This is a genomic window from Companilactobacillus insicii, assembly GCF_003946015.1.
GTDB classification, from domain to species: domain Bacteria; phylum Bacillota; class Bacilli; order Lactobacillales; family Lactobacillaceae; genus Companilactobacillus; species Companilactobacillus insicii.
Map to the genome: position 1 here is coordinate 47714 of NZ_RHNU01000001.1, position 23617 is coordinate 71330.

Annotated in this window: 21 protein-coding genes; 20 read left to right on the plus strand and 1 reads right to left on the minus strand. The window is 35.0% G+C overall.

The window, feature by feature from the left end; all coding sequences use genetic code 11:
* The first annotated feature begins 3 nt into the window (after positions 1 to 3).
* From purM to purD, 4 genes are read left to right on the plus strand one after another with little or no spacing between them, the layout of a single operon-like run.
* A complete protein-coding gene (gene purM, locus EKM79_RS00265; RefSeq protein WP_125565127.1) occupies positions 4 to 1023 on the plus strand; it encodes a phosphoribosylformylglycinamidine cyclo-ligase in 1020 nt (339 codons plus the stop codon).
* Position 1024: 1 nt separating this feature from the next.
* Positions 1025 to 1624: a phosphoribosylglycinamide formyltransferase gene (purN, locus tag EKM79_RS00270; protein ID WP_125565128.1), complete on the plus strand. Its 600-nt coding sequence runs from the start codon at positions 1025 to 1027 to the stop codon at positions 1622 to 1624.
* On the plus strand, positions 1605 to 3146 hold the full coding sequence (gene purH / locus EKM79_RS00275) for a bifunctional phosphoribosylaminoimidazolecarboxamide formyltransferase/IMP cyclohydrolase (protein ID WP_211331250.1): 1542 nt from the start codon (positions 1605 to 1607) through the stop codon (positions 3144 to 3146). The genes purN and purH overlap by 20 nt, the downstream gene beginning before the upstream one ends.
* Positions 3147 to 3156: 10 nt before the next feature.
* Positions 3157 to 4410, plus strand: coding sequence for a phosphoribosylamine--glycine ligase (purD, locus tag EKM79_RS00280; RefSeq protein ID WP_125565129.1), 1254 nt, complete (start codon positions 3157 to 3159; stop codon positions 4408 to 4410).
* Between the two features lie 66 nt (positions 4411 to 4476).
* Here the strand turns inward: purD and EKM79_RS00285 are convergent, their stop codons facing one another.
* Positions 4477 to 5100 carry a lysophospholipid acyltransferase family protein gene (locus EKM79_RS00285; protein WP_125565130.1) on the minus strand — a complete coding sequence of 208 codons (624 nt, stop codon included), beginning with the start codon at positions 5098 to 5100 and terminating at the stop codon, positions 4477 to 4479.
* A gap of 61 nt (positions 5101 to 5161) precedes the next feature.
* Between EKM79_RS00285 and EKM79_RS00290 the strand changes: the two genes are divergently transcribed.
* The 16 genes from EKM79_RS00290 to infB all read left to right on the plus strand — a co-directional run bounded on the left by EKM79_RS00290 (position 5162) and on the right by infB (position 23614).
* A complete protein-coding gene (locus EKM79_RS00290) occupies positions 5162 to 5884 on the plus strand; it encodes a tRNA1(Val) (adenine(37)-N6)-methyltransferase (RefSeq protein WP_125565131.1) in 723 nt (240 codons plus the stop codon).
* Positions 5877 to 6161 (plus strand): GIY-YIG nuclease family protein, encoded by a 285-nt coding sequence (locus EKM79_RS00295; RefSeq protein WP_125565132.1) that lies wholly within the window; start codon positions 5877 to 5879, stop codon positions 6159 to 6161. The genes EKM79_RS00290 and EKM79_RS00295 overlap by 8 nt, the downstream gene beginning before the upstream one ends.
* 123 nt (positions 6162 to 6284) lie before the next feature.
* Complete coding sequence (gene rpsB / locus EKM79_RS00300; RefSeq protein WP_125565133.1) at positions 6285 to 7076, plus strand: 30S ribosomal protein S2; 792 nt, start codon at positions 6285 to 6287, stop codon at positions 7074 to 7076.
* Positions 7077 to 7143: 67 nt separating this feature from the next.
* The gene (tsf, locus tag EKM79_RS00305; protein ID WP_125565134.1) at positions 7144 to 8019 is read left to right on the plus strand and encodes a translation elongation factor Ts; all 876 of its coding nucleotides are present in this window, start codon (positions 7144 to 7146) and stop codon (positions 8017 to 8019) included.
* Positions 8020 to 8189: 170 nt separating this feature from the next.
* Positions 8190 to 8921 carry a UMP kinase gene (pyrH, locus tag EKM79_RS00310; RefSeq protein ID WP_034542697.1) on the plus strand — a complete coding sequence of 244 codons (732 nt, stop codon included), beginning with the start codon at positions 8190 to 8192 and terminating at the stop codon, positions 8919 to 8921.
* Positions 8914 to 9474 (plus strand): ribosome recycling factor, encoded by a 561-nt coding sequence (gene frr, locus EKM79_RS00315; protein ID WP_125565135.1) that lies wholly within the window; start codon positions 8914 to 8916, stop codon positions 9472 to 9474. Before pyrH ends, frr begins: the two co-directional genes overlap by 8 nt.
* An 18-nt stretch (positions 9475 to 9492) precedes the next feature.
* Positions 9493 to 10236 carry an undecaprenyl pyrophosphate synthase gene (locus EKM79_RS00320; RefSeq protein ID WP_125565136.1) on the plus strand — a complete coding sequence of 248 codons (744 nt, stop codon included), beginning with the start codon at positions 9493 to 9495 and terminating at the stop codon, positions 10234 to 10236.
* Between the two features lie 14 nt (positions 10237 to 10250).
* The gene (locus tag EKM79_RS00325) at positions 10251 to 11045 is read left to right on the plus strand and encodes a phosphatidate cytidylyltransferase (protein ID WP_125565137.1); all 795 of its coding nucleotides are present in this window, start codon (positions 10251 to 10253) and stop codon (positions 11043 to 11045) included.
* A 19-nt stretch (positions 11046 to 11064) separates the two neighbouring features.
* Positions 11065 to 12333, plus strand: a complete 1269-nt coding sequence (rseP, locus tag EKM79_RS00330; RefSeq protein WP_125565138.1) for an RIP metalloprotease RseP — start codon at positions 11065 to 11067, stop codon at positions 12331 to 12333.
* 12 nt (positions 12334 to 12345) lie between these two features.
* Positions 12346 to 14052 carry a proline--tRNA ligase gene (locus EKM79_RS00335; RefSeq protein ID WP_125565139.1) on the plus strand — a complete coding sequence of 569 codons (1707 nt, stop codon included), beginning with the start codon at positions 12346 to 12348 and terminating at the stop codon, positions 14050 to 14052.
* A gap of 38 nt (positions 14053 to 14090) precedes the next feature.
* Positions 14091 to 18389 carry a PolC-type DNA polymerase III gene (locus EKM79_RS00340; RefSeq protein WP_125565140.1) on the plus strand — a complete coding sequence of 1433 codons (4299 nt, stop codon included), beginning with the start codon at positions 14091 to 14093 and terminating at the stop codon, positions 18387 to 18389.
* A 124-nt stretch (positions 18390 to 18513) separates the two neighbouring features.
* Positions 18514 to 18981, plus strand: coding sequence for a ribosome maturation factor RimP (gene rimP, locus EKM79_RS00345; RefSeq protein ID WP_125565141.1), 468 nt, complete (start codon positions 18514 to 18516; stop codon positions 18979 to 18981).
* A 33-nt stretch (positions 18982 to 19014) separates the two neighbouring features.
* On the plus strand, positions 19015 to 20127 hold the full coding sequence (gene nusA, locus EKM79_RS00350; RefSeq protein ID WP_125565142.1) for a transcription termination factor NusA: 1113 nt from the start codon (positions 19015 to 19017) through the stop codon (positions 20125 to 20127).
* A gap of 13 nt (positions 20128 to 20140) precedes the next feature.
* Positions 20141 to 20449 carry an RNase P modulator RnpM gene (gene rnpM, locus EKM79_RS00355; RefSeq protein WP_125565143.1) on the plus strand — a complete coding sequence of 103 codons (309 nt, stop codon included), beginning with the start codon at positions 20141 to 20143 and terminating at the stop codon, positions 20447 to 20449.
* The gene (locus tag EKM79_RS00360; protein ID WP_125565144.1) at positions 20446 to 20745 is read left to right on the plus strand and encodes a L7Ae/L30e/S12e/Gadd45 family ribosomal protein; all 300 of its coding nucleotides are present in this window, start codon (positions 20446 to 20448) and stop codon (positions 20743 to 20745) included. The genes rnpM and EKM79_RS00360 overlap by 4 nt, the downstream gene beginning before the upstream one ends.
* A gap of 13 nt (positions 20746 to 20758) precedes the next feature.
* Positions 20759 to 23614 carry a translation initiation factor IF-2 gene (infB, locus tag EKM79_RS00365; protein ID WP_125565145.1) on the plus strand — a complete coding sequence of 952 codons (2856 nt, stop codon included), beginning with the start codon at positions 20759 to 20761 and terminating at the stop codon, positions 23612 to 23614.
* The last annotated feature ends 3 nt before the right edge of the window (positions 23615 to 23617 follow it).

The following is a 23617-nucleotide window of genomic DNA, read 5'->3' on the forward strand; positions in this document are numbered from 1 at the left end:
AATATGTCAAATCCTTATAAAGACGCGGGTGTTGATGTAGAATCCGGATACAAAATATCTAAATTCGTTAAAGAGAATACATCGGACAAATCTTTAAACATTGGAAACTTTGGTGGCATGTACGAGATTCCTGAAGGTTATAGAAAACCAGTTTTGATTTCTAGTAACGATGGTGTTGGAACGAAAATATTATTAACTGAAAATGGCGCTTTGGATACTATTGGAATTGATTGTGTCGCAATGTGTGTAAATGATATTTTGGCTCAAGGAGCCAGGCCTCTTTATTTTTTGGACTATATTTCAACTGGAAAAGTTGATGAAAAAATTGAGCAAATATTAGTTGGTGTGATAGAAGGTTGCCGTCAAGCAGGAGCAGACTTAATTGGTGGTGAAACGGCAGAAATGCCAGATGTATATTCCGATACAAGTTATGATATTGCCGGTTTTTCTGTGGGTATTGCTGATAAGGATGATATTTTACTCAAGGAAAATGTAAAGGATGGGGATGTTTTGATAGGAATTGCGTCCAGTGGTTTGCACTCTAATGGATATTCCCTGATTAGAAAAATCTTTTTCAAAGATAATACATTTGATATGCACTCAAAGTTATCAGAACTAGATGATAAAGAACTTGGTGAATATTTGTTAAGTCCAACAAAAATTTATGTTCAGGATGTTTTACCACTGTTAAGGAAAAAATTGATCCATGGCATTGCACATATAACCGGTGGTGGATTCTATGAAAATATTCCTCGTATGTTACCTGCAGGTATGGCTGCATTTATTGATGTTAATAAATGGCCTAAAAATAAAATTTTCGATGTGGTAAAAAAATATGGAAATATTAAAGAAGATGATATGTATCATATCTTTAATATGGGGTTAGGTATGGTACTGGCTGTTGATTCATCAAGTGCAAGTGAAGTATTAGCAAATCTGAATTCTGCTGATACACAGGCCTGGATTATTGGTGATATTCAACAATCTCAAGAATCCTCCATTAAATTGATGGGGGTAGAGTAGTATGCGAGTAGCAATATTTGCCTCAGGTCACGGTACTAATTTTGATGCGATTGCCAGTTCTCAAATCCTTAAGGATAGTGGATTAGAAATTGAGATGTTGGTTTGCGATCAACCGGGTGCAGAAGTGATTTCTAAAGCTCAAAAATATAACATACCGGTATTTGTTAATGAATTAAAAAAGTTCCCGGATAGAAATACTTATGAAAAAAAAATTATTGAAAAGTTATTACCGTTAAATTTGGAATATATCTTTTTAGCAGGTTATATGCGAGTTGTAACAGAAACATTATTAACTGCATACCCTAATAAAATTATTAATATTCATCCCTCATTACTGCCAAAATTTTCTGGTCTTGATGCAATTCAACGTGCATTTGATTCAGGTGAACAAAAAACTGGTGTAACAATTCATTATATTGATGAGGGAGTAGATACTGGTCCAATTATTTGCCAAAATGAAGTGCCTATATTTTCTAATGATTCCGTTGAATCTTTAGAGCAAAGAATTCATGACAAAGAACATGAAATGTATATTCAAGTTATTCTCGATCTTATAAAAAAAGAAAGTAGGAATGATCATTTTGAAAAGAGCGCTTATTAGTGTTTCAGATAAGACAGGTGTTGTAGATTTTGCAAAGGGACTAGTAGAAAAAGATTTTGAAATCATTTCAACTGGTGGGACTTATAAAAAATTGCAAGAAAATGAAATACCTGTTATTGAAATTGATGAGGTTACAGAATTTCCAGAAATACTTGATGGACGTGTAAAAACCTTACATCCTAAAGTTCATGCTGGCTTATTAGCAAAGCGCGATAATCCTGAACATATGGAAACCTTGCGTAAATTAAATATTGAAACTATTGATTTAGTTTGTGTTAATTTGTATCCCTTCAAGGAAACCATTTCAAAACCAGACGTGACAATAGATCAAGCAATTGAACAAATTGATATCGGTGGTCCATCAATGATTCGTTCAGCTTCAAAAAATTATAAAAGTGTCTACGTTGTTGTAGATCAACTTGACTACGAATCTGTTTTAAATATGATTGATGAATTAGATGATATTAAATTTAGACAGAGCCTTGCTGCAAAAGCGTTCCGACATACTGCACAGTATGACAGTATTATTTCAAAGTATCTTACTAATTTAAGTGATGAGGAATTCCCTGATGTTGAAACAATTTCATATGATTTTCAACAATCATTGAGATATGGAGAAAATTCACATCAAAAGGCTGCCTTTTATAAGAGTTCATTACCATCCGAATATTCCATTGCTTCTGCTAAACAGTTGCATGGGAAAGAATTATCCTTCAATAATATAAAAGATGCTGATGCTGCATTAAGAATCGTTGCAGATTTTGATCAACCCTGTGTTGCTGCATTGAAACATATGAATCCATGTGGTGTGGGAGTTGATGATGATTGCATTTATAAAGCATGGCAAAAAGCCTATAGTGCAGATAAAATTTCTATTTTTGGAGGGATTGTCGCATTCAATAGAGAAGTTACTGCCGAAATAGCTGAAGAGCTACATAAAATATTCCTTGAAATAGTTATTGCCCCAAGTTTTACTGATGAAGCACTTGAAATATTGGAAACTAAAAAGAATATTAGATTGTTAACTGTTAATTTTGATGAATCTAAAAATTCTGAAAAATATGAATATACGTCTGTTATGGGTGGCTTATTGATTCAAGAACGAGATGTTGTAACTGATACAGTTGATGACTTTGAAGTAGTGACGGAAAAAAAACCAACTGAGGAAGAAATCAAGGCATTATTATTTGGACAAAAAGTAGTAAAGCATGTCAAAAGTAATGCAATTATTATTTCGTCAATCGATAAGACACTTGGTGTTGGTGCTGGTCAAATGAATAGAATTGGGTCAGTTAAAATTGCAATTGATCAAGAAGAGTCAAATGACGATAAAAATTCTCCTTTAGTTATGGCATCAGATGCATTTTTCCCAATGGATGATTGTGTTCAATATGCTGCAGAACACGGTGTTACAGCAATTATTCAACCTGGCGGCTCAATCCATGATCAAGATTCAATAGATATGGCTAATAAATATGGCATTGCTATGGTCTGCACAGGTAGACGTCATTTTAGACATTAAGAGGTGCTACATGAAAATATTAGTAATAGGTTCTGGTGCACGAGAGCATGCCATTTGTGAAGCACTGTCATCAGATAGTAATCAAATTTTTTGTGCTCCACGAAACGATGGTATGAACCATTCAGGAATAAGAACTGTGCCGATTTTGGAAAATGATTTTGAAGGCCTGGTTAATTTTGCTATTAAAGAAAACATAGCATTTACTATTGTTGGTCCGGAAGAACCATTGGTTAATGGTGTTGTTGATTTTTTTGAAGCACATGGATTGAGAATTTTTGGACCAAATAAAAAGGCCGCAAGAATTGAAGGTTCGAAGGCTTTTACTAAATCACTTCTTAAGTTGGCTAGTATTCCTACAGCTGAATTTTGTGAGTTTACCGAGTTCTCTCTAGCTGAGAAATATATCAAACGTAAGTCAGACTATCCGCTTGTAATTAAAGCCGATGGGTTAGCTGCGGGCAAAGGTGTATATATTGTTGAAAATCAAGACGATGCGCTAAATGTTGTTTCTGAACTACTAAATAGTCATAAGTTTGAGACACATAAAGTTGTTATTGAAGAATATTTGGATGGCGAAGAATTTTCATTAATGGCATTTGTGAATAACGGTAAGTTTTATCCAATGCCTGCTGCGCAGGATTATAAAAAGTTAAACAATGGAGATAAGGGTCCCAATACAGGTGGTATGGGAGCTGTATGTCCAGTGAAAAATATTTCTGAGTCAATTTATAATCAAGCAATAAACAAGGTTTTAAAGCCATTTGTCGATATCTTGGTTGAAGAAGGAATAAAATATACCGGAGTTTTGTATGCAGGATTGATTTTAACTAATAAAGGAATTAAAGTAATTGAATTCAATGTTAGATTTGGAGATCCGGAAACTGAGGTCGTTTTACCTAGATTGCAAACCAATCTGTCAAACGTGATTTTTTCCATTTTGAATGATGATATTCCTGAAATTCATTGGAAAAATTCTGGATTAGACTTGGGTGTTTTTATTTCAAGCAAAGGATATCCAGAAGCACCTATTAAGGACGCAACTTTAGGATCTACTGAATCTTTTGATTCATTAAATTGCAAAATCAATTATGCTGGTATTAAAATGAAGGACACTTCTTTTTGGACTAATGGAGGTCGCCTCTTTGTTTTAAAAACACATTCTGAAAACTTACTTGACGCTCAGAGAGAAATTTATACAAACGTAAAAAAATTAGATCATACTAATATTTTTTATAGAACAGATATTGGTAATAATTCAATCTAAAAAATCCTACAATAGTAAACATAACTGTTTACTGTTGTAGGATTTTTTGTAATATACTTTATTAAGCTATTTTTTTACTGGTGGAATATATTTAAAATCAGGATTTATTTTTTTGTCAAGTTGGTTCCATGCAATTTCCATGTCATCATTTACTTGCTTAGTTTGCTTTTCATCGAGTTTTGCTTTAAAATCAAAATCTATTTCGGGTCCAACACCGATGGTTATTTTCTGATGTTTTAGTAATCCAGTAAATTTTAATGGTCCTTGATAAACGAATGGTACTAGGGGAGCCTTTGACATTTTAGCTATCAGTGATGCTCCACCTTTTAGGTCTTCGGAATAGCGAGTTCCAGATGGAAACATTATTAGGATCTGCCCCTTTTTCTTTAATGCCTTGACTGGAGTTTTTATAACCGAAGGACCAGGATGCTTCCTATCAACTGGAAATGCATGAGCGTGGACTAATATGTATCTTAAAATCGGATTTTTGAATAGTTCTATTTTAGCCATAAATGTTGCTTCTCGTGGGGCAATTACTAGTGCAAAAAATATTGGTTCCCACCACGTTCTGTGTGGTGCAACAATTATAAAGGGTTTATTAGGAAGGTTCTCTTTACCTTCAATGTCAAACTTACCATTAAGTAAAAAGACAATTCCCTTGGCGATTATACGGATGAATTTATAAAACATTAATTATCATTCTCCCAAAATTAATTTTTACTTTAATAAAATACCACAAAGCAGGTGCTTCATGTCGAATCTTTCTCAAGATGAAATTTCAAAAAGCGGAATAACAATTTTTCAAGATAAAAATCTGTATTCTTTTAATCTAGATACCATTTTACTTTATAATTTTGCTAAAACTGTAAAAAAAGGTAAAATTGTTGATTTATGTTCTGGAAATGGTGCAATTGGATTGAGCCTATCGTCGAAGACCACAGCAAGTATTTATTTGGTTGAGTTACAAAAAGAATTATCCAAATTAGCAGAAAAAAGTATTGAGTACAATCATATTGGTGAACAAGTACAAGTTATTAATTCGGATATTAAAAATATTCAAGACAAGCTAAATCATGATTCAATTGATATGATTGTTTGTAATCCACCTTATTTTACCTCAAAGGAAACAACACAAACGAAGAATAATCAAGTCTTAGCTATTGCAAGGCATGAAATCAAAACGGATTTAAGTGAGGTCTTATATACAATCAAGGTTTTATTAAAAGAAAATTCGCATGTATACATGGTGTATCGTCCCGATAGGCTGAGTGAATTATTCGTTAAAATGTCGCAAAATCGTCTACAGCCAAAAAAAATAAGATTTGTTCGATCACATATATCAGATAACGCTAATTTGGTCTTGATTGATGCTGTGAAGACAGTTAAAGAAAATTCCTTGATTATACAACCAGATTTGATTATGTATGATGGTAATGAATTGAGTGTGGAGGGACGTAAAATAATTGATGGCTAATAATGAGTACTTTGTTTATATTCTATTGTGCGCAGATAAGACATTTTATATTGGTACCAGTAATAATGTGACGAAGCGGGTTGCAACTCATAATTTAGGTAAAGGAGCTAAATATACTAAAACTCGTTTACCAGTAAAGCTGATGTATAAAGAAAAATTACATAGTAAATCTGAAGCATTAAAGAGAGAAATCGAATTAAAAAAGTTTAGTCGCAAGAAAAAAGAACTTTTTTTAAGAAGTCACGGAATTAATTGGCAAGAATTCTTGATTTCATAAAAAATTTCCATTATAATATTTTCTTGTATTGAATACACACACTTAATGATTCAGTTGTTGGTGCGCTTTGGCGTGTCAACTGAATATGACTTAAGTGGAGGTAAAAACCAGGAGGAATTTTTTATGTCAGTTATTTCTATGAAACAACTACTTGAAGCCGGTGTACATTTTGGACACCAAACAAGACGTTGGAACCCTAAGATGAAGCCATTTATCTTTACACAAAGAAATGGTATTTACATCATTGATTTACAAAAAACAGTTCGCATGATCGACGATGCCTACAACTATATGAAGGCTGTTGCCGGTGATGATGGTATCTTCTTATTCGTTGGTACTAAGAAACAAGCACAAGATGCTATTGAAGAAGAAGCTACACGTGCTGGTCAATACTATGTTAACCATCGTTGGTTAGGTGGTACATTGACTAACTGGAACACAATTCAAAAACGTATTAAGAGATTAAAGGATATTAAAGCAATGGCTGAAGATGGTACTTTCGAACGTCTTCCTAAGAAAGAAGTTGCTTTACTTACAAAACAACAAGCTAAGTTAGAGAAATTCCTTGGTGGTATCGAAGATATGCCAAGAATTCCTGATGTTATGTTCATTGTTGACCCTCATAAGGAAAACATTGCTGTTAACGAAGCTAAGAAACTTAACATTCCTATCGTAGCTATGGTTGATACAAACACTGATCCTGATGACATTGATGTTATCATCCCATCAAATGACGATGCTATTCGTGCCGTTCGCCTAATCGTATCTAAGATGGCTGATGCTATTGTTGAAGGTAAACAAGGTGAAGAATCAGTATCTACTGATGATTTTGCTAAGAATGATAATGCTGCATCAGACGACAAGTCTATTGAAGATGTTGCTGAATCAGCTGATAATGGTAACGAAGAAAAATAAAAAGATAATAGTTATAGATAGAGTCATCTGAACAAGATGGCTTTATTTATACGACTGGAGGATATTCATGGCTAAAATTACTGCTGCTCAAGTTAAAGAATTACGTGATAAGACAAGCGTTGGTATGATGGATGCTAAAAAGGCATTGGTTGCTGCTGATGGTGATATGCAAAAAGCTATCGACGAACTTCGTGAAAAAGGTATTGCTAAGGCTGCCAAGAAGAATGACCGTATTGCTGCTGAAGGTCTAGCAGAAATCGTTATTTCTGGTAACAAAGCTGCTATCTATGAAGTTAACTCAGAAACTGACTTTGTTTCATCAAATGATAAGTTCAAAGATCTTGTTGCTAAGATTGGTAAAGCTCTTGTTGAAAACGAACCAAAGACAATGGACGAAGCACTAGCTCTTAAAGCTGGTGACGAAACAATTAATGACGCTATTACTGGATTAACAGCCGTTATTGGTGAAAAGATTACTTTGAGACGTTTCCAAGTAGTTGAAAAGAGTGATTCACAAGTATTCGGTTCATATTTACATAATGGTGGATTGATTGCTGCTCTTACAGTTCTTAATGGTTCTGATGAAGAAGTTGCTAAGGATGTTGCTATGCACGTTGCTGCTATTAACCCAACATACTTGAACCGTGATTCTGTACCTGCTGATGTTTTGGAACACGAAAAGAAAGTATTCACTGAAGAAACAAAAGCTGAAGGTAAGCCTGAAAAGATTATTCCAAGAATCGTAGAAGGACGCTTAAACAAGTACTTGTCAGAAATTAGTTTGGCTGATCAAGAGTTTGTTAAGGATTCAGATATGACTGTTCAACAATATGTTGAATCAAAGAAGAGTTCATTAGTTTCATATGTTCGTTTTGAAGTTGGAGAGGGTATTGAAAAAGCTCAAGAAAACTTTGTTGACGAAGTTATGAACCAAATCAAATAATTAAATTATAAAACTTATAGAGGGGATCGCTTAATTCATTTGAATTAAACGATCTTTTCTTGTATATAAGCCACAATTCATTCAATTTTTGTGTAAAATTGTTTATTAATACAATCTACTGTAATTGATTATGTTAAAATGTTTAGTAGCAAAATTAAAGGAGAGTACTTATGCCTGATATCAAGTATAAAAGAATTATATTAAAAGTTTCCGGTGAGGCATTGGCTGGAGAAAAGGGATTTGGAATTAACCCTCCAGTAATCAAAAAAATCGCAGAACAAATTAAAAGTGTACATGAACTAGGTGTTCAAGTTGCTATCGTTTGTGGTGGTGGTAACATTTGGCGTGGCGAAACAGGCGCTGAAATGGGAATGGATCGTGCTCAAGCGGATTATATGGGTATGATGGCTACAGTTATGAATGGTTTGGCATTACAAGATGGTTTGGAACAATTGGATGTACCTACACGCGTTCAGACTTCGATTGAGATGAGACAAGTTGCAGAACCTTACATCAGAAGAAAAGCTGTTAGACATCTCGAAAAGGGACGTGTAGTGATATTTGCAGGTGGTACTGGTAATCCATACTTCTCAACGGATACTACTTCTGTATTGCGTGCAGCTGAAATTGAAGCAGATGTTATTTTGATGGCTAAAAATAATGTTGATGGCGTTTATTCAGCTGATCCTAAGAAGGATCCAAATGCTAAAAAGTATGATGAGTTGACACAGCTTGATATTATTAATAAGAATCTTGGCGTAATGGACTCAACTGCTTCTTCATTGTCAATGGATAATAATATCCCATTGATTGTATTCAATCTGAACGAACCAGAAAATATTAAAAAAGTTGTCCAAGGTGAAAACATTGGAACAATTATAAAGGGTGGTAGCAATGACTGAAAATAATGCAGTTTCAAAAGCTAAAGAAAATATGACCAAATCTATTGAAGTTTTAAGAAAAGAATTGGCTAATATCCGTGCAGGTAAAGCTAATGCATCAATTCTTAATAATATTAAGGTAGAATATTACGGTACATTAGTACCCTTGAATCAAGTTGCGTCCATTAATATCCCTGAGGCTCGTGTTTTATTGATTTCGCCTTATGATAAATCAGCTTTAGATGCAATTGAGCATGCAATTAATTCGTCTGATTTAGGATTGAATCCCGCAAATGATGGTGATGTAATAAGACTTGTTATTCCTCAATTGACAGGTGAGCGTCGTAAGGAAATTGCTAAACAAGTTGGTAAAGAAGCTGAAGAGACTCGAATTGCTGTTCGTAATGTTAGACGTGATGCAATGGATGATATAAAGAAACAAGAAAAGAATAGTGATATTACTGAAGATGACTTACACGATTTGGAGAGTCAAATTCAAAAAGTAACTGATAAAGCGGTAGCTGACATTAATCAAATAGCTGCGGATAAGGAAAAGGAAATCACTGAAGGGTAACCTTCGGAGCAATGTTTTATGGCAGAAATTAATAATAGTTCATTAAGTTCTGAGTTAAGAGTTCCAGAGCATATAGCTATCATTATGGATGGTAATGGTAGATGGGCTAAACGTAGCGGACAACCACGTATTGCTGGACACAAGGAAGGCATGAATAATGTTAAGAGGATCGCTACTGCAGCTAGTCATATGGGCGTTAAGGTTTTAAGCCTTTACGCCTTTTCTACAGAGAATTGGAGTAGACCTAGTAAAGAAGTCAGCTTTTTGATGCGTCTACCTGTAGATTTCTTTGGAACATTTATGCCTGACTTAATTAAAGAAAATATCAAAGTTTTAGTCACTGGATTTACTGATCATTTGCCTGAGAAAACAAAAAAAGTTGTTTTTAAAGCTATGGATGATACAAAAGATAACACTGGTATGATTTTAAATTTTGCATTCAACTATGGTGGACGTGCAGAAATTGTTAACGCGGCAAAAAATTTGGCAAAAGAAGCAGTTAATGGTTCAATTAGTCCAGATGACATTGATGATAAATTATTTGCGGATCAGCTATTAACTAGTCCATTGGGAAGTTTAGCTGATCCTGATTTGTTAATCAGAACTAGTGGTGAAGAAAGAATTTCTAATTTCTTGTTATGGCAATTAGCATATACAGAAATGGTCTTTGATAAAACATACTGGCCTGATTTTACAAAGGATAATTTGATTGAGGATATTAAGTTATTCAATGATCGAGATCGTCGATTTGGCGCTATTTAATTTGGGGGAAGATTATGAGACAACGTGTAATAACAGCTGTTATTGCTTTGGCAATTTTCATTCCAATTCTACTTGCAGGTGGAATATGGCTTGAAATTGCAGCAGCTGCATTAGCAGTAGTAGGTATATTTGAAATTTATATTATGCGAAAACGAATCATTGTTTCAATTGATTTTGTGATCACACTATTAGGAACATTGGCAATTGCTGTCCCGTTAAATTTTTACAAGGGATGGTTACCGTCGAGTTTTACCCGTTTAGATGTATTTTATGTTTTTGCAGTATTGTTATTGATAATTACTGTTTTAACGAAAAATAAGTTTAATTTTGAAGATGCAGGTGTTTCTGTAGTCTCAATGATTTATATTGGTACAGGATTCCATTATCTTGCTTCAGTAAGAAACTCAGAAGGTGGCCTGGGCTTATTGATGTTCGCCTTGATTGTTGTATGGTCAACAGATATTTTTGCTTACACATTCGGACGTAAGATTGGTAAACATAAATTATGGCCAGCTATTAGTCCTAATAAGACATGGGAAGGTACTATTGGAGGAGTTGTCTCTGCCTTAGTACTTTCTGGTGCTTATATGTATTTTGTACCACAGCAATATTCAATGATTTCAATGCTATTGATTGCATTTGTCCTTTCAGTGTTCGGACAAATGGGTGATTTAATTGAGTCAGCTTATAAGAGATATTATAAAGTAAAGGATTCTGGAAATATTTTGCCTGGTCATGGTGGAATATTAGACAGATTTGACAGTATGTTAATTGTCTTACCTTTGTTACACATTTTTGGCCTAGTATAGGCGATTCGTGGAGGTAAAAATGACCGCGATAATCACATTTATTATTGTTTTTGGAATTTTAGTAATTGTCCATGAATTTGGACATTACTATGCCGCAAAAAAATCTGGTATTTTAGTACGAGAATTTTCAGTCGGAATGGGTCCCAAGTTATTTGCGTATCGAAAAAGTAGTACTACATATACGCTGAGACTATTACCCTTAGGTGGGTATGTCAGAATGGCTGGAGCACAAGAAGATGATTCAGAAATACAACCGGGTACTATGGCTTCTTTGGTTTTGAATGATGATCAAAAAGTTGTAAAAATCATTACATCAAGCAAAGTATATGATCCCAATGGTATTCCTGTTCAAATATCAAAAGCAGATTTAGTCGATGCATTAACCATTGAAGGATATGAGAATGGTGATGAAACTGCTATTAAGACATATTCTGTTGATCATGATGCAACAATTGTTGAAGAAGATAGTACTGAGGTACAAATTGCTCCGCGTGATGTGCAGCTTCAGTCCGTTTCAGTTTGGAAACGTATGATAACTAACTTTGCTGGTCCGTTTAACAATTTCATATTGGCTGTTGTATGTGCCATATTGGCTGCTTTTATGATGAATGGCGTCGTTCAGAATACTAATCAATTAGGTGAAATTCAGAATGGTAGTGTTGCTGACAAAGCTGGATTAAAAGCTAACGATAAGATATTGGCAGTAAATGGTCATAAGACTAAAGACTGGAATACCTTATCGTTAAACATTCAAAAATATCCAGACAAGAAAGTTAATTTAAAAGTTAAATCAGGTAGTGATATTTCAAATATCACATTGACTCCAAAAACAATTAAATCATCGGGTCAAAAATATGGTCAGATAGGAATTATGCCTATACGTGATTATAGTTTTATGGCTAAGATAAAATATGGATTCACTTATAGTTGGCAAACTACTTTACAGATACTTCATGTTCTGGGCAAGATGGTAACTGGTGGATTCAGTATTAATCAACTATCAGGTCCAGTTGGTATTTATTCGATGACGTCACAAGTTTCATCACAAGGACTTCTAAGTATAATTTTATTTATGTCAATGTTGTCAATGAACTTAGGTATTGTGAACTTGATACCAATTCCCGCATTGGACGGGGGTAAAATCTTGCTTAATATCATTGAAGCTATCAGAAGGAAACCATTACCTGAGGAATATGAAAATGTCATTACATTAATTGGGGTTGGCATTTTGGTTTTATTAATGGTTGCCGTAACTTGGAATGATATCCAGCGCTTTTTTATAAAATAGGGGGATAAAAATTTGAAACAATCAAAACTGTATATTCCAACATTAAAGCAAACTCCATCGGATGCTGAGGCTATTAGTCATCAGTTGATGTTGAGAGCGGGTTATGTAAGACAAGTTTCTGCTGGTATTTACAGTTACTTACCACTCGCTTGGTCAGTAATTCGTAAAATAGAAGACATTATTCGTAAGGAAAATGATAAAATGGATGCTGCTGAAATGCGCATGCCGGCTATTATTCCTGCTGATTTATGGAAAGAGAGTGGACGTTACGACACATACGGTCAAACTTTATTTAAAGTTAATGACCGTCATGAAAGAGAGTTTATACTTGGTCCAACTCATGAAGAAACATTTACTAGTGTTGTAAAAGAAAGTTTGAATAGTTACAAAAAACTTCCTCTAGTGTTGTATCAAATGCAAATGAAATATCGTGATGAAGATCGTCCTCGTTATGGATTGTTACGTGGTAGAGAGTTTGATATGTATGATGCATATTCATTTACTGCTAATAAAGATCAACTAGATGTTATCTTTAATCAGATGGAACAAGCTTACCGTAATATATTTGATATTTGCGGTTTGAACTATCGCTCAATTATTGGTGACGCTGGTGCTATGGGTGGTACAGATTCCAAGGAATTTTCTGCAATCGCTGAAATTGGTGAAGATACAATTGCTTATTCAGATGATAGTGATTATTCTGCTAACTTAGAGATGGCTGCAAGTAAATTGCCAGGTAATCCAAGTGAGGAACACAAAACTGCTGAATTAGTCGACACACCTGATGTACATACAATCGATACTTTAGCATCCTTATTAAATGTTGAATCATCAATAATTATGAAAGCTGTTGCTTATATTGCTGATGAGAAACCAGTTCTAGTTATGATTCGTGGTGACTATGAAGTTAATGATGTTAAATTAAAGAATTATTTAGGTGCTGATTTCTTGAGAGAAGCTACTGCTGAAGAGGTTACAAATCTATTTAACAGCGTTCCAGGATTTATCGGTCCAAAGGGTATGTCTGATGATGTTCAAGTGTTATATGATAGTTCACTTGAAGGATTGACTAACTTTGTCGTTGGTCCAAACCAAGCAAACAAGCATTTGATCAATGCCAATTTTGAAGATATAACAGATGAAGAACCATCATTTAGAGATTTTCGTGTTGTTAAGGAAGGCGAAATGTCACCGGATGGTCACGGTAATATTAAATTTACTCGTGGTATTGAAATTGGACATATTTTCAAATTAGGAACTAAGTTTTCTAAGGCCCTTGGTGCAAACTTCTTGGATGAAAACGGAAAATCGAATCCATTAATTATGGGTTGCTATGGAATCGGTATTTCTCGATTATTGTCTGCTATTATTGAACAACATAATGATGAGAATGGTATTATATGGCCAGTTGCTTTGGCACCATATCAAGTACATGTTGTTCCAATAAAGTACAATAATGATGTTCAAGGTAAATTAAGTGATGAAATCGTATCAATGCTTCAAGATGAAGGTTATGATGTCTTACTAGATGATCGTAAAGAACGTCCTGGTGTTAAATTTGCGGATTCAGATTTGATGGGAATGCCAATTAGAATTACTGTTGGTAAAAAAGCCGCAGATAACATAGTTGAATTGAAAATCAGAAGCACTGGTGAAACAATTGAAGTAAGTAAAGATGAATTAGTAAATTCAGTAAAAATATTGCTTAAGAATCAGTAATGAGGCTTAAGCCTTTTTTATTTCTTGAAAGGTAAGATATGTCTGATAATAATCAACTTTTTAAAATATTAATTAAACAAATCAAATTAGATAATCTAGCTGAATCAGATCAACTATTTGATACAGCAAAATTGAATAAACTGGAAGTTCATAAAAAAACACGTCGTTGGACTTTTCATTTTGATTTTGAAGATGTTATTCCGTTCAATGAATTCAAAGTATTTAAAAGTTCTTTGAATGATACGTTTGATGGGATTGCTACAATTGACTTTGATGTACATTCTGATAATGCTCACTTAGATGAAAAAAATATTCGTGATTATTGGAATTATGTTCTTGAAAACTGTGAAGAAAGATCTCCAGTGGTTTCTCAATTAATGAGTCAAAATCCCCCCAAGTTGGAGAATGATCAAGTGTTTTTGACGGTTTCCAACGGATTCATAGCTGATTTTATGGATGGAAAACTGATCGGTAGTATTCAAGATGCCTATTCGTCTTTAGGATTTCCTCCGTTTAAGATCAGATTGGATGTGGACGAAGCAAAGGGTCAGGAAAAGGCTCAGGCTCTGGAAGCTGCTAAGCAGGAAGAGACAAAACATTTTCAGGATAAAGTTCAAGAGGTTGCACAAAAAAAGGCCAAGAAACCTTCATCAAATGTATCTAAAGTTGGACGTAAGATACCTGATGATTCTGAGATAATACAAATGATTAACATCAATGAAGAAGATAGGAATAAAGTCGTTGAAGGTAATATCTTTGATATTGATGTTAGAAAGTTAAAGTCTGGTAGATCACTTTTGATTTTGAAAGTAACAGATTATACATCATCATTTAGTATTAAGAAATTCTCTAATGGTGAAGATGACGAGGCATTTTTTGAAAGCTTGAATAAAGGATCTTGGATTAGAGTCCGTGGTAATATTCAAGAAGATAACTTTTCTCGAGAGCTAGTCATCATGGCCAACGATATTAATGTTATCAAGCACGCGGAACGTCAAGATGAGGCACCTGAAGACAATAAGCGAATTGAATTGCATGCCCATACTAATATGAGTCAAATGGATGCAATACCTAGTGCAACTGACTTAATCAAACGAGCAAGCGAATGGGGACAACCTGCAATTGCGATAACTGATCATCGTGCATTGCAGGCATTCCCCGAAGCATATAGCGCAGGTCAAAAATATGGTGTTAAAATTGCTTACGGCGTTGAAGTTGACTTAGTGGATGAAGGTAATCCTATTGCTTATAATCTGCGTGATGAAGAGTTAAATCCGGCAGAGTATGTTATTTTTGATGTGGAAACAACAGGGCTATCCGCTGTTTATGACAGTATCATTGAGTTAGCAGCAACTAAAATGAAAAATGGCGAAGTCATCGATTCCTTTGATGAGTTTATTAACCCAGGTCATCCGTTATCTGAATTTACAACTAGTTTAACTAGTATTACGGACGATATGGTTAAGAATGCGCCTGATGAAGCAACTATAATTCAGAAGTTTATTGATTTTGTTGGTGATGATATTCTTGCTGGACATAATGTTACTTTTGATATTGGTTTTATAAATTCTGCATTAACGAGAATGGGACATAATCGCGTATCTGTTCCAGTAATTGACACGCTAGAAATGTCACGTACCCTTCACTCAGAATATCGCAATCATAAGCTAGATTCTTTGGCAAAGCGATACAATATTGTTTTAGAGCACCATCATCGTGCTAATGCCGATGCTGAAACAACAGGGTATCTGATGTACAAGTTATTCGAAGAAATGGAAGATAAATTCCAAATCACTAATGTCTCGCAATTGAATGACCATGTTGGTGGTGAAGAAGCATATAAGCAAGCTCGTCCTAGTCATGCTATTTTATTAGCACAGACACAAGCAGGCTTAAAAAATATGTTTAAAATTGTTTCATATTCGATGACGGAATATTATTATCGAACAGCGCGCGTGCCAAGACGTCTATTGAATAAATACCGTGAAGGTATTTTGGTTGGTTCTGCTTGTAAAGATGGAGAAGTATTTAATACCATGATGCAGAAAGGGTATGAAGATACTCGCGAAATTGCACAATACTATGATTATCTTGAAGTTATGCCTAAGCCGGTTTATCAACATTTATTAGATGCAAAATTGATCAAGGATGAAAATGGACTTGAAGAAATTTTGAAAAATATCATTAAACTTGGTAAAGAAATTAATAAACCAGTTGTGACAACAGGTGATGTTCACTATCTTGATCCTCACGACAAGGTTTATCGAGAAATTGTTATTAAAGCGGTAAAGAGTAATATTCTTGCTCGTCAAACTTTACCTGATGTTCAATTTAGAACAACCGATGAAATGTTTGATGAATTCGATTTTTTGGATGATAAGACCGAACAAGAGATTATTGTAGATAATCCTAAGTTAATAATGGATAAAATTGATGAAATTTCACCTGTTAAAGACAAGCTATATACTCCAAAAATGGATGGTGCTGAGGAAGAAATTCGCAGTTTGACGATGAACAAGGCACATGAACTATATGGCGAAAACCTGCCTGAAATTGTTCAAGAGCGAATGGATAAAGAGTTGAAGAGTATTATTGGAAATGGTTTCTCAGTTATCTATTTGATTTCACAACGTTTAGTGTATAAGTCAAATAAAGATGGATACTTGGTTGGTTCTCGTGGTTCTGTTGGTTCCAGTTTTGTTGCGACAATGACTGGTATTACTGAAGTTAATCCACTTCCTCCTCATTATAGATGTCCTAAATGTAAGTACTCAGAGTTCTTTACAAAGGGTGAAGTAGGATCAGGATTTGATTTACCTGATAAAAAATGTCCTAAATGTGGGACAGAGTTGAAAAAGGATGGACAAGATATTCCGTTTGAAACTTTCTTAGGTTTCAAAGGTGATAAAGTTCCTGATATTGATTTAAACTTCTCTGGTGACTACCAACCAGTAGCTCATAATTATACAAAAGTTTTGTTTGGGGAAGATCATGTATTCCGAGCCGGTACTATTGGTACTATTGCCGACAGAACTGCTTTTGGTTATGTAAAAAATTATGAAGAATTAACCGGTCAGCAATTGCGCAACGCTGAAGAGGAACGTTTAGCAATGGGCTCAACGGGTGTTAAACGTACAACTGGACAGCATCCAGCTGGTATTATCGTTGTTCCTGATTATATGGATATTTTTGATTTTACACCGATCCAGTATCCAGCTGATGATCAAAATGCAGCTTGGAAGACAACTCACTTCGATTTTCATTCTATACATGATAATATTTTGAAATTAGATATTCTTGGACATGATGATCCTACAATGATTCGTACCTTACAGGATTTATCTGGAATAGATCCAAAGACTATTCCGGTGGATGATCCAGATGTTATGGAATTGTTCAGAGGAACTGATTCGTTAGGAGTAACACCTGAGCAGATATTCTCCAAAACAGGTACCTTAGGTGTTCCAGAATTTGGTACTAGATTTGTTCGTGGTATGTTGGAAAAGACGCATCCAACAACGTTTGCTGAATTATTACAGATTTCAGGATTATCACATGGTACTGATGTTTGGTTGGGTAATGCTGAAGAATTGATTGATCAAGGTGTGGTTACACTTAAGGAAGTTATTGGTTGTCGTGATAATATCATGATGGATTTGATTCATTGGGGGATGAAATCACAAACTGCTTTTCAAATCATGGAGCATGTTCGTAAGGGACGTGGAATTCCAGATGAATGGCAACAAGATATGAAAGATGCTGATGTCCCTGATTGGTATATTAAATCGTGTCTGAAAATCAAATACATGTTCCCTAAAGCCCATGCTACTGCATATATTTTGATGGCTTTGCGTATTGCTTATTTCAAGGTTCATTATCCACTGTATTATTACAGTGCTTATTTCTCTGTTCGTGCCGATGATTTTAATCTTGTAGCGATGACAACTGGAAAAGATGCTGTTAAGAGTGCTATGAAGGAGATTAATGATAAAGGTATGGATGCATCAACAAAAGAGAAGAATCTATTGACAGTATTGGAGCTTGCCAATGAGTGTCTAGAAAGAGGATTCAAGATAAATATGGTTGATCTTGAAAAGTCTGATGCCTTTGAATTCCAAATAATTGATGATAAGACATTGTTGGCACCGTTCAATGCTATTCCTGGTCTAGGTGATAATGTTGCTAAGCAAATTGTTGCTGCACGTGAGGAACAACCATTTCTATCTAAAGAAGATCTATCTACACGTGGAAAAGTTTCAAAAACTATCATAGAATATATGACTGAAAATCATGTTTTAGATGGTATGCCTGATGAAAATCAACTCTCTCTCTTTTAGCGTCAAGCGTTAGAGGTTGATTTAATTGTGAAACTATGTTAAATTACCTATTAGTTAATTATTGATTAATGAGTGAGCAGAAATGCTCACTCTTTTTATTGCCGATTACTTTGGAGGAGTATTTTTGAATACACAAATTGATGAATTAAAAGCCATCTTACAGCCTATTTTAGATAAACATGATTTCTTTCTTGTGAATTTAGAATTTGTTCATGAACGTGGAGATTGGTACTTAAGAGTATATGCTGATAAGAAAGGTGGAATCAGTATTGACGATTGTGCCGTTATCAGTGAAGAGTATGGTGAAAAGCTTGATGAGCTAGATCCTATTGAACCTGCTTACTACCTGGAGGTTTCTTCACCTGGTGCGGAGCGTCCCTTGGAAAATGATGACAGCCTTTCTAACTATGAAGGTTCATACGTTAATGTTTCGCTATACCAAAAACAAGATGGCGATAAAATTTTTGAAGGTACAATGACTGAGGTAACTGATACACAAATAACTTTAATAATCAAAGTGAAGAATCTTAAAAAAACAATTGTTATCCAACGTGATAAAATTGCAAAGATTCGACTCGCAATTGAATTCTAGATAAAATCTAAGAACTCATTTAAGGAGAATATCATGAGTAAAGAAATGGTCGACGCACTTGATGCGCTTGAAACTGAAAAAGGTATCAAAAAAGAATATGTAATTGAATCTTTAGAGGCTGCACTAGTAGCTGCTTATAAACGTAATTATAATCAAGCTCAGAACGTTGAGGTTGAATTTGATGCAAAAAAGGGTAATATACATGTTTATGCAGTCAAAGAAGTAGTTGATGAAGTAGTTGACGAACGATTAGAGATTTCGCTTGAAGATGCTTTAAAGAAAAGCAAGGGATACGAACTTGGAGATCACGTACGCGAAGAAGTAACACCAAAAGATTTTGGTAGAATTGCCGCTCAAACAGCTAAACAAGTTATTATGCAACGTGTTCGTGAAGCTGAACGTGATATCATTTATAATGAGTATAGTCAATATGAACATGAGATTATTCAAGGTATTGTTGAACGTAGCGACAGTAGATTTGTATACATCAACTTTGGTAAGATTGAGGCAGTTATGGCTAAGTCTGATCAAATGCCGGGTGAAACTTATAATTCACGAGATAGAATTAGAGTTTATGTTACAAAAGTCGAAAATGCTACAAAAGGTCCTCAAGTGTTTGTTTCTAGAACAGATCCAGGTTTAGTTAAGAGACTATTTGAACAAGAAGTTCCAGAAATATACGATGGAACCGTTGAAATTGTTTCAATTGCGCGTGAAGCTGGTGATAGAACAAAGATTGCGGTTAAATCAGATAACCCTGATATCGATCCAGTAGGAACTTGTGTTGGACCTAAGGGTGCACGTGTGCAAGCAGTTGTTGATGAATTAAATGGTGAGAACATCGATGTTGTCCCTTATGTTGATGATCCTACTGATTTCATTGCTAATGCATTGAATCCCGCAGAAGTAATTGCAGTTCAATTTGATGATACTGATAAGAAGCAATGTATCGTAATTGTACCTGACTATCATTTATCATTAGCAATCGGTAAAAAAGGTCAAAATGCACGTTTGGCTGCTAAGTTAACAGGATATAAGATTGATATCAAACCTGAATCACAAGTTGAATTTGTTGACGATAACGATCAAGATGTAGATATCGATGAAAAGTTAGATTCTGATTCAAGTTCTGATTCACAAGATTAAGGGGGTGATGGGTTTGGCAACGCGTAAGATACCCATGAGAAAAGATGTTCTAACTAATGAAATGTTTCCTAAAAGAGAATTAGTTAGAATTGTAAGAGATAAAGAAGGAAATATTTCTATTGACCCAACTGGTAAAAAATCTGGACGTGGTGCTTATGTAGGGCTAGATCCTGAAGCCGTTAAAGAAGCAAAGTCCAAGAAAACCTTGGAAAAGGTTTTTTCACATGCTGTTCCAGATGATTTTTATGATGAATTATTTGAATTTGTTGATCATCAAAAAGCTAGAATGGACCTATTCGGTGATTTGGGTAAGAAACATTGAAAAAGTCATTTTTAAATTTTTTAGGTATAGCTATACGTGCCGGAAAAATTATTAGTGGTACAGAGTTAACCATACAAGGAATTCGGAATCAGAGTGTTAAATTAGTAATAATGGCAAGTGATTGTAGTGATCGAACTAAAAAGGATTTGACTAATAAAACAAATTCATATGATGTAACGTTGATTGATAATTTCACCAGTCAAGAACTAAAAGATGCAATCGGTAAAGAGCGAAAAGTTATCGGTATTACGGATCTTGGAATTGCTAGAAGGTTAATTGAAATTATGGAAAATTAAGGAGAGTGATAGGATGGCCAAAAAACGAATTTATACTATTGCAAAAGAAAATAGTGTTGAAAATCAGGTTGTATTAGATGCTGCTGCCAAATTAGGTATCGATGTAAAGAATCATATGTCATCAGTTGATGAATCAAGTGAGAAGAGGATTGTAGGTAGTCTTAAGGGTGGAAAACCAGCTGCTAAATCTGCACAGTCACAGAAGCCTGCTGCTAAGTCAACTTCAAACAACGCATCAAGCAAGCCTCATAACGAAAAAACAAGTGAAAACCATCAACAAAATGGAGATCACAAAACAAAAATTAAAATTACTGCTGTAAGAAGAGATCCTAATAAGAATAAGGGACACTTCGACCACAATCGTAATAATAATGGTAACGGCAACAGTAATTATCGTGGAAATAATAATAATAACCATAATGGTAACCGCAATAATTCTTCTAATTCAAATAATAGAAGTAATAATAACGGAAACCGTAATGTAAATAATAATGGGAATAATCGTCCAAACGATAATCGCAATAATTCGAACAATCGTAATAATTCTCAAAATCGTGATCGTCGTAACAATGGCAGTGTTAGACGTGATCGTCCACAAACACAACAAGCACCAAGACCTAGACAAAGTGCTGGTAACAAGTATCTAGAACAATTTAAGACAAATATTCAAGAAGCAAGTCGTTCAACAAACCGTCCTAGAACTAACAACCATAATAACCGTAATGGCAACAATGCCAGTCGTTCAAATGATAATCGCAATAATAACCATAACCGCAATAGCAATACAAACAACAACCGTCCTAATAACAATCGCTTCAATAACAATAATAGCAATAACAGAAATAATAGTAATAACAATACTAGAAGACCTGTTGCTTCAGAAAATAAGGGCAGAGAAACTACAAAGGCAAATGTTTCACCAGCAAGTGTTGAAGTTCCAAAACCTGAATACAAGAAGAGTAAGCCAACAAATAATAATCGTGACTTTGGTCATAAGCAAAACTTGGCTAACCCATTTGGTACTCGTAAGAAGAAGAAGGAACGTAAGAGACAACAACGTCAAAGAACTGAACCAAAGAAACCAATGCCACAAAGAAAAGATCGTCCATTGCCAGAAACACTTACATATACAGTTGGTATGAATGCTCAAGACATTGGTAAGTTAATCCATCGTGAACCAGCTGAAATTGTTAAGAAGCTATTCATGCTTGGTATAATGATTAATCAAAATCAATCCTTGGATAAAGATGCTATTGAGTTATTAGCAACTGATTATGGTATTAACGCTGAGGAGAAGGTTCAAGAAGATATTGCTGATATCGATCAATACTTCGATGCTGAAACAACAAATACAGAGAACTTAGTTCCACGTCCACCAGTTGTAACTATCATGGGTCACGTTGATCATGGTAAGACAACATTGTTGGATCACTTGAGACATACACACGTTACGGCTGGTGAAGCCGGTGGTATTACTCAACATATTGGTGCTTACCAAGTAAGATTAAACAATCGTTTAATCACATTCCTTGATACTCCAGGACATGCTGCATTTACAAATATGCGTGCACGTGGTGCCGATATAACTGATATCGTTATCCTTGTTGTTGCAGCAGATGACGGTGTTATGCCACAGACAATCGAAGCTATTAATCATGCTAAGGCTGCCAATGATCCAATTATTGTTGCAGTCAATAAGATTGATAAACCAGGTGCAAATCCACAACATGTAATTGAACAATTAATGGAATATGAATTAGTTCCTGAAGATTACGGTGGGGATACTATCTTTGTTAATATTTCTGCTAAAGTCGGAACTAACATTGATCAATTACTAGAAATGGTTCTTCTACAAGCTGATGTGATGGAATTGAAAGCAAATCCTGATCAAAAAGCTGTTGGTACTGTTATCGAAGCTAAGCTAGATAAGGGTCGTGGACCAGTTGCATCACTATTGGTACAACAAGGTACACTTCATGTTGGAGATCCAATTGTTGTTGGTAATACATACGGTCGTGTAAGAACAATGACAAACTATAACGGTAAAGAAGTTAAGAAAGCTACTCCTTCTCAACCAATTGAGGTTACAGGTTTGAATGATGTTCCTGAATCGGCTGATAAGTTCGTTGTCTTTGACGATGAGAAGACAGCTCGTGCTGCAGGTGAAGAACGTGCAAGTCGTGCACTTCAAATTGAACGTCAAAAGACTAACCCCGTTACATTAGATAACTTATTTGAGACAATGAAAGAAGGGGAACTTAAGACTGTCGACGTTATTATTAAGGCCGATGTTCAAGGTTCTGCCGAGGCTATTGCCGGAAGTTTGAAGAAGATCGAAGTTGAAGGGGTTCGTGTAAACATTATCCATAAGGCTGTTGGTGCCATCACTGAAAGTGATGTTAACTTGGCTGCCGCAAGTAATGCCATTATTATTGGGTTCAATGTTCGCCCAACTGCTCAAGCTCGAGTTCAAGCTAAAGAAGAAAATGTAGATATTCGTCTACATAGAGTTATCTATAAGGCTATTGATGAGATTGAAGCTGCTATGAAAGGTATGCTAGAACCAGTTTATGAAGAAAAGATTACTGGTAACTTAACTGTCCGTGAGACATACAATGTTTCTAAGATTGGTACAATTGCTGGATGTATCGTAAATTCTGGTAGCATCACTCGTGAAAGTGGTGTTCGTTTAATTAGAGATGGTATTGTTGTCTATGAAGGTAAACTTGCCTCACTTAAACGTTTCAAGGACGACGTCAAAGAAGTTAAGTCAGGATTCGAATGTGGTATTACAATCGAAAACTATAATGACATTAAAATTGGCGACGAAATTGAAGCCTATGTGATGGAAGAAGTTCCAGTCAAATAGGAG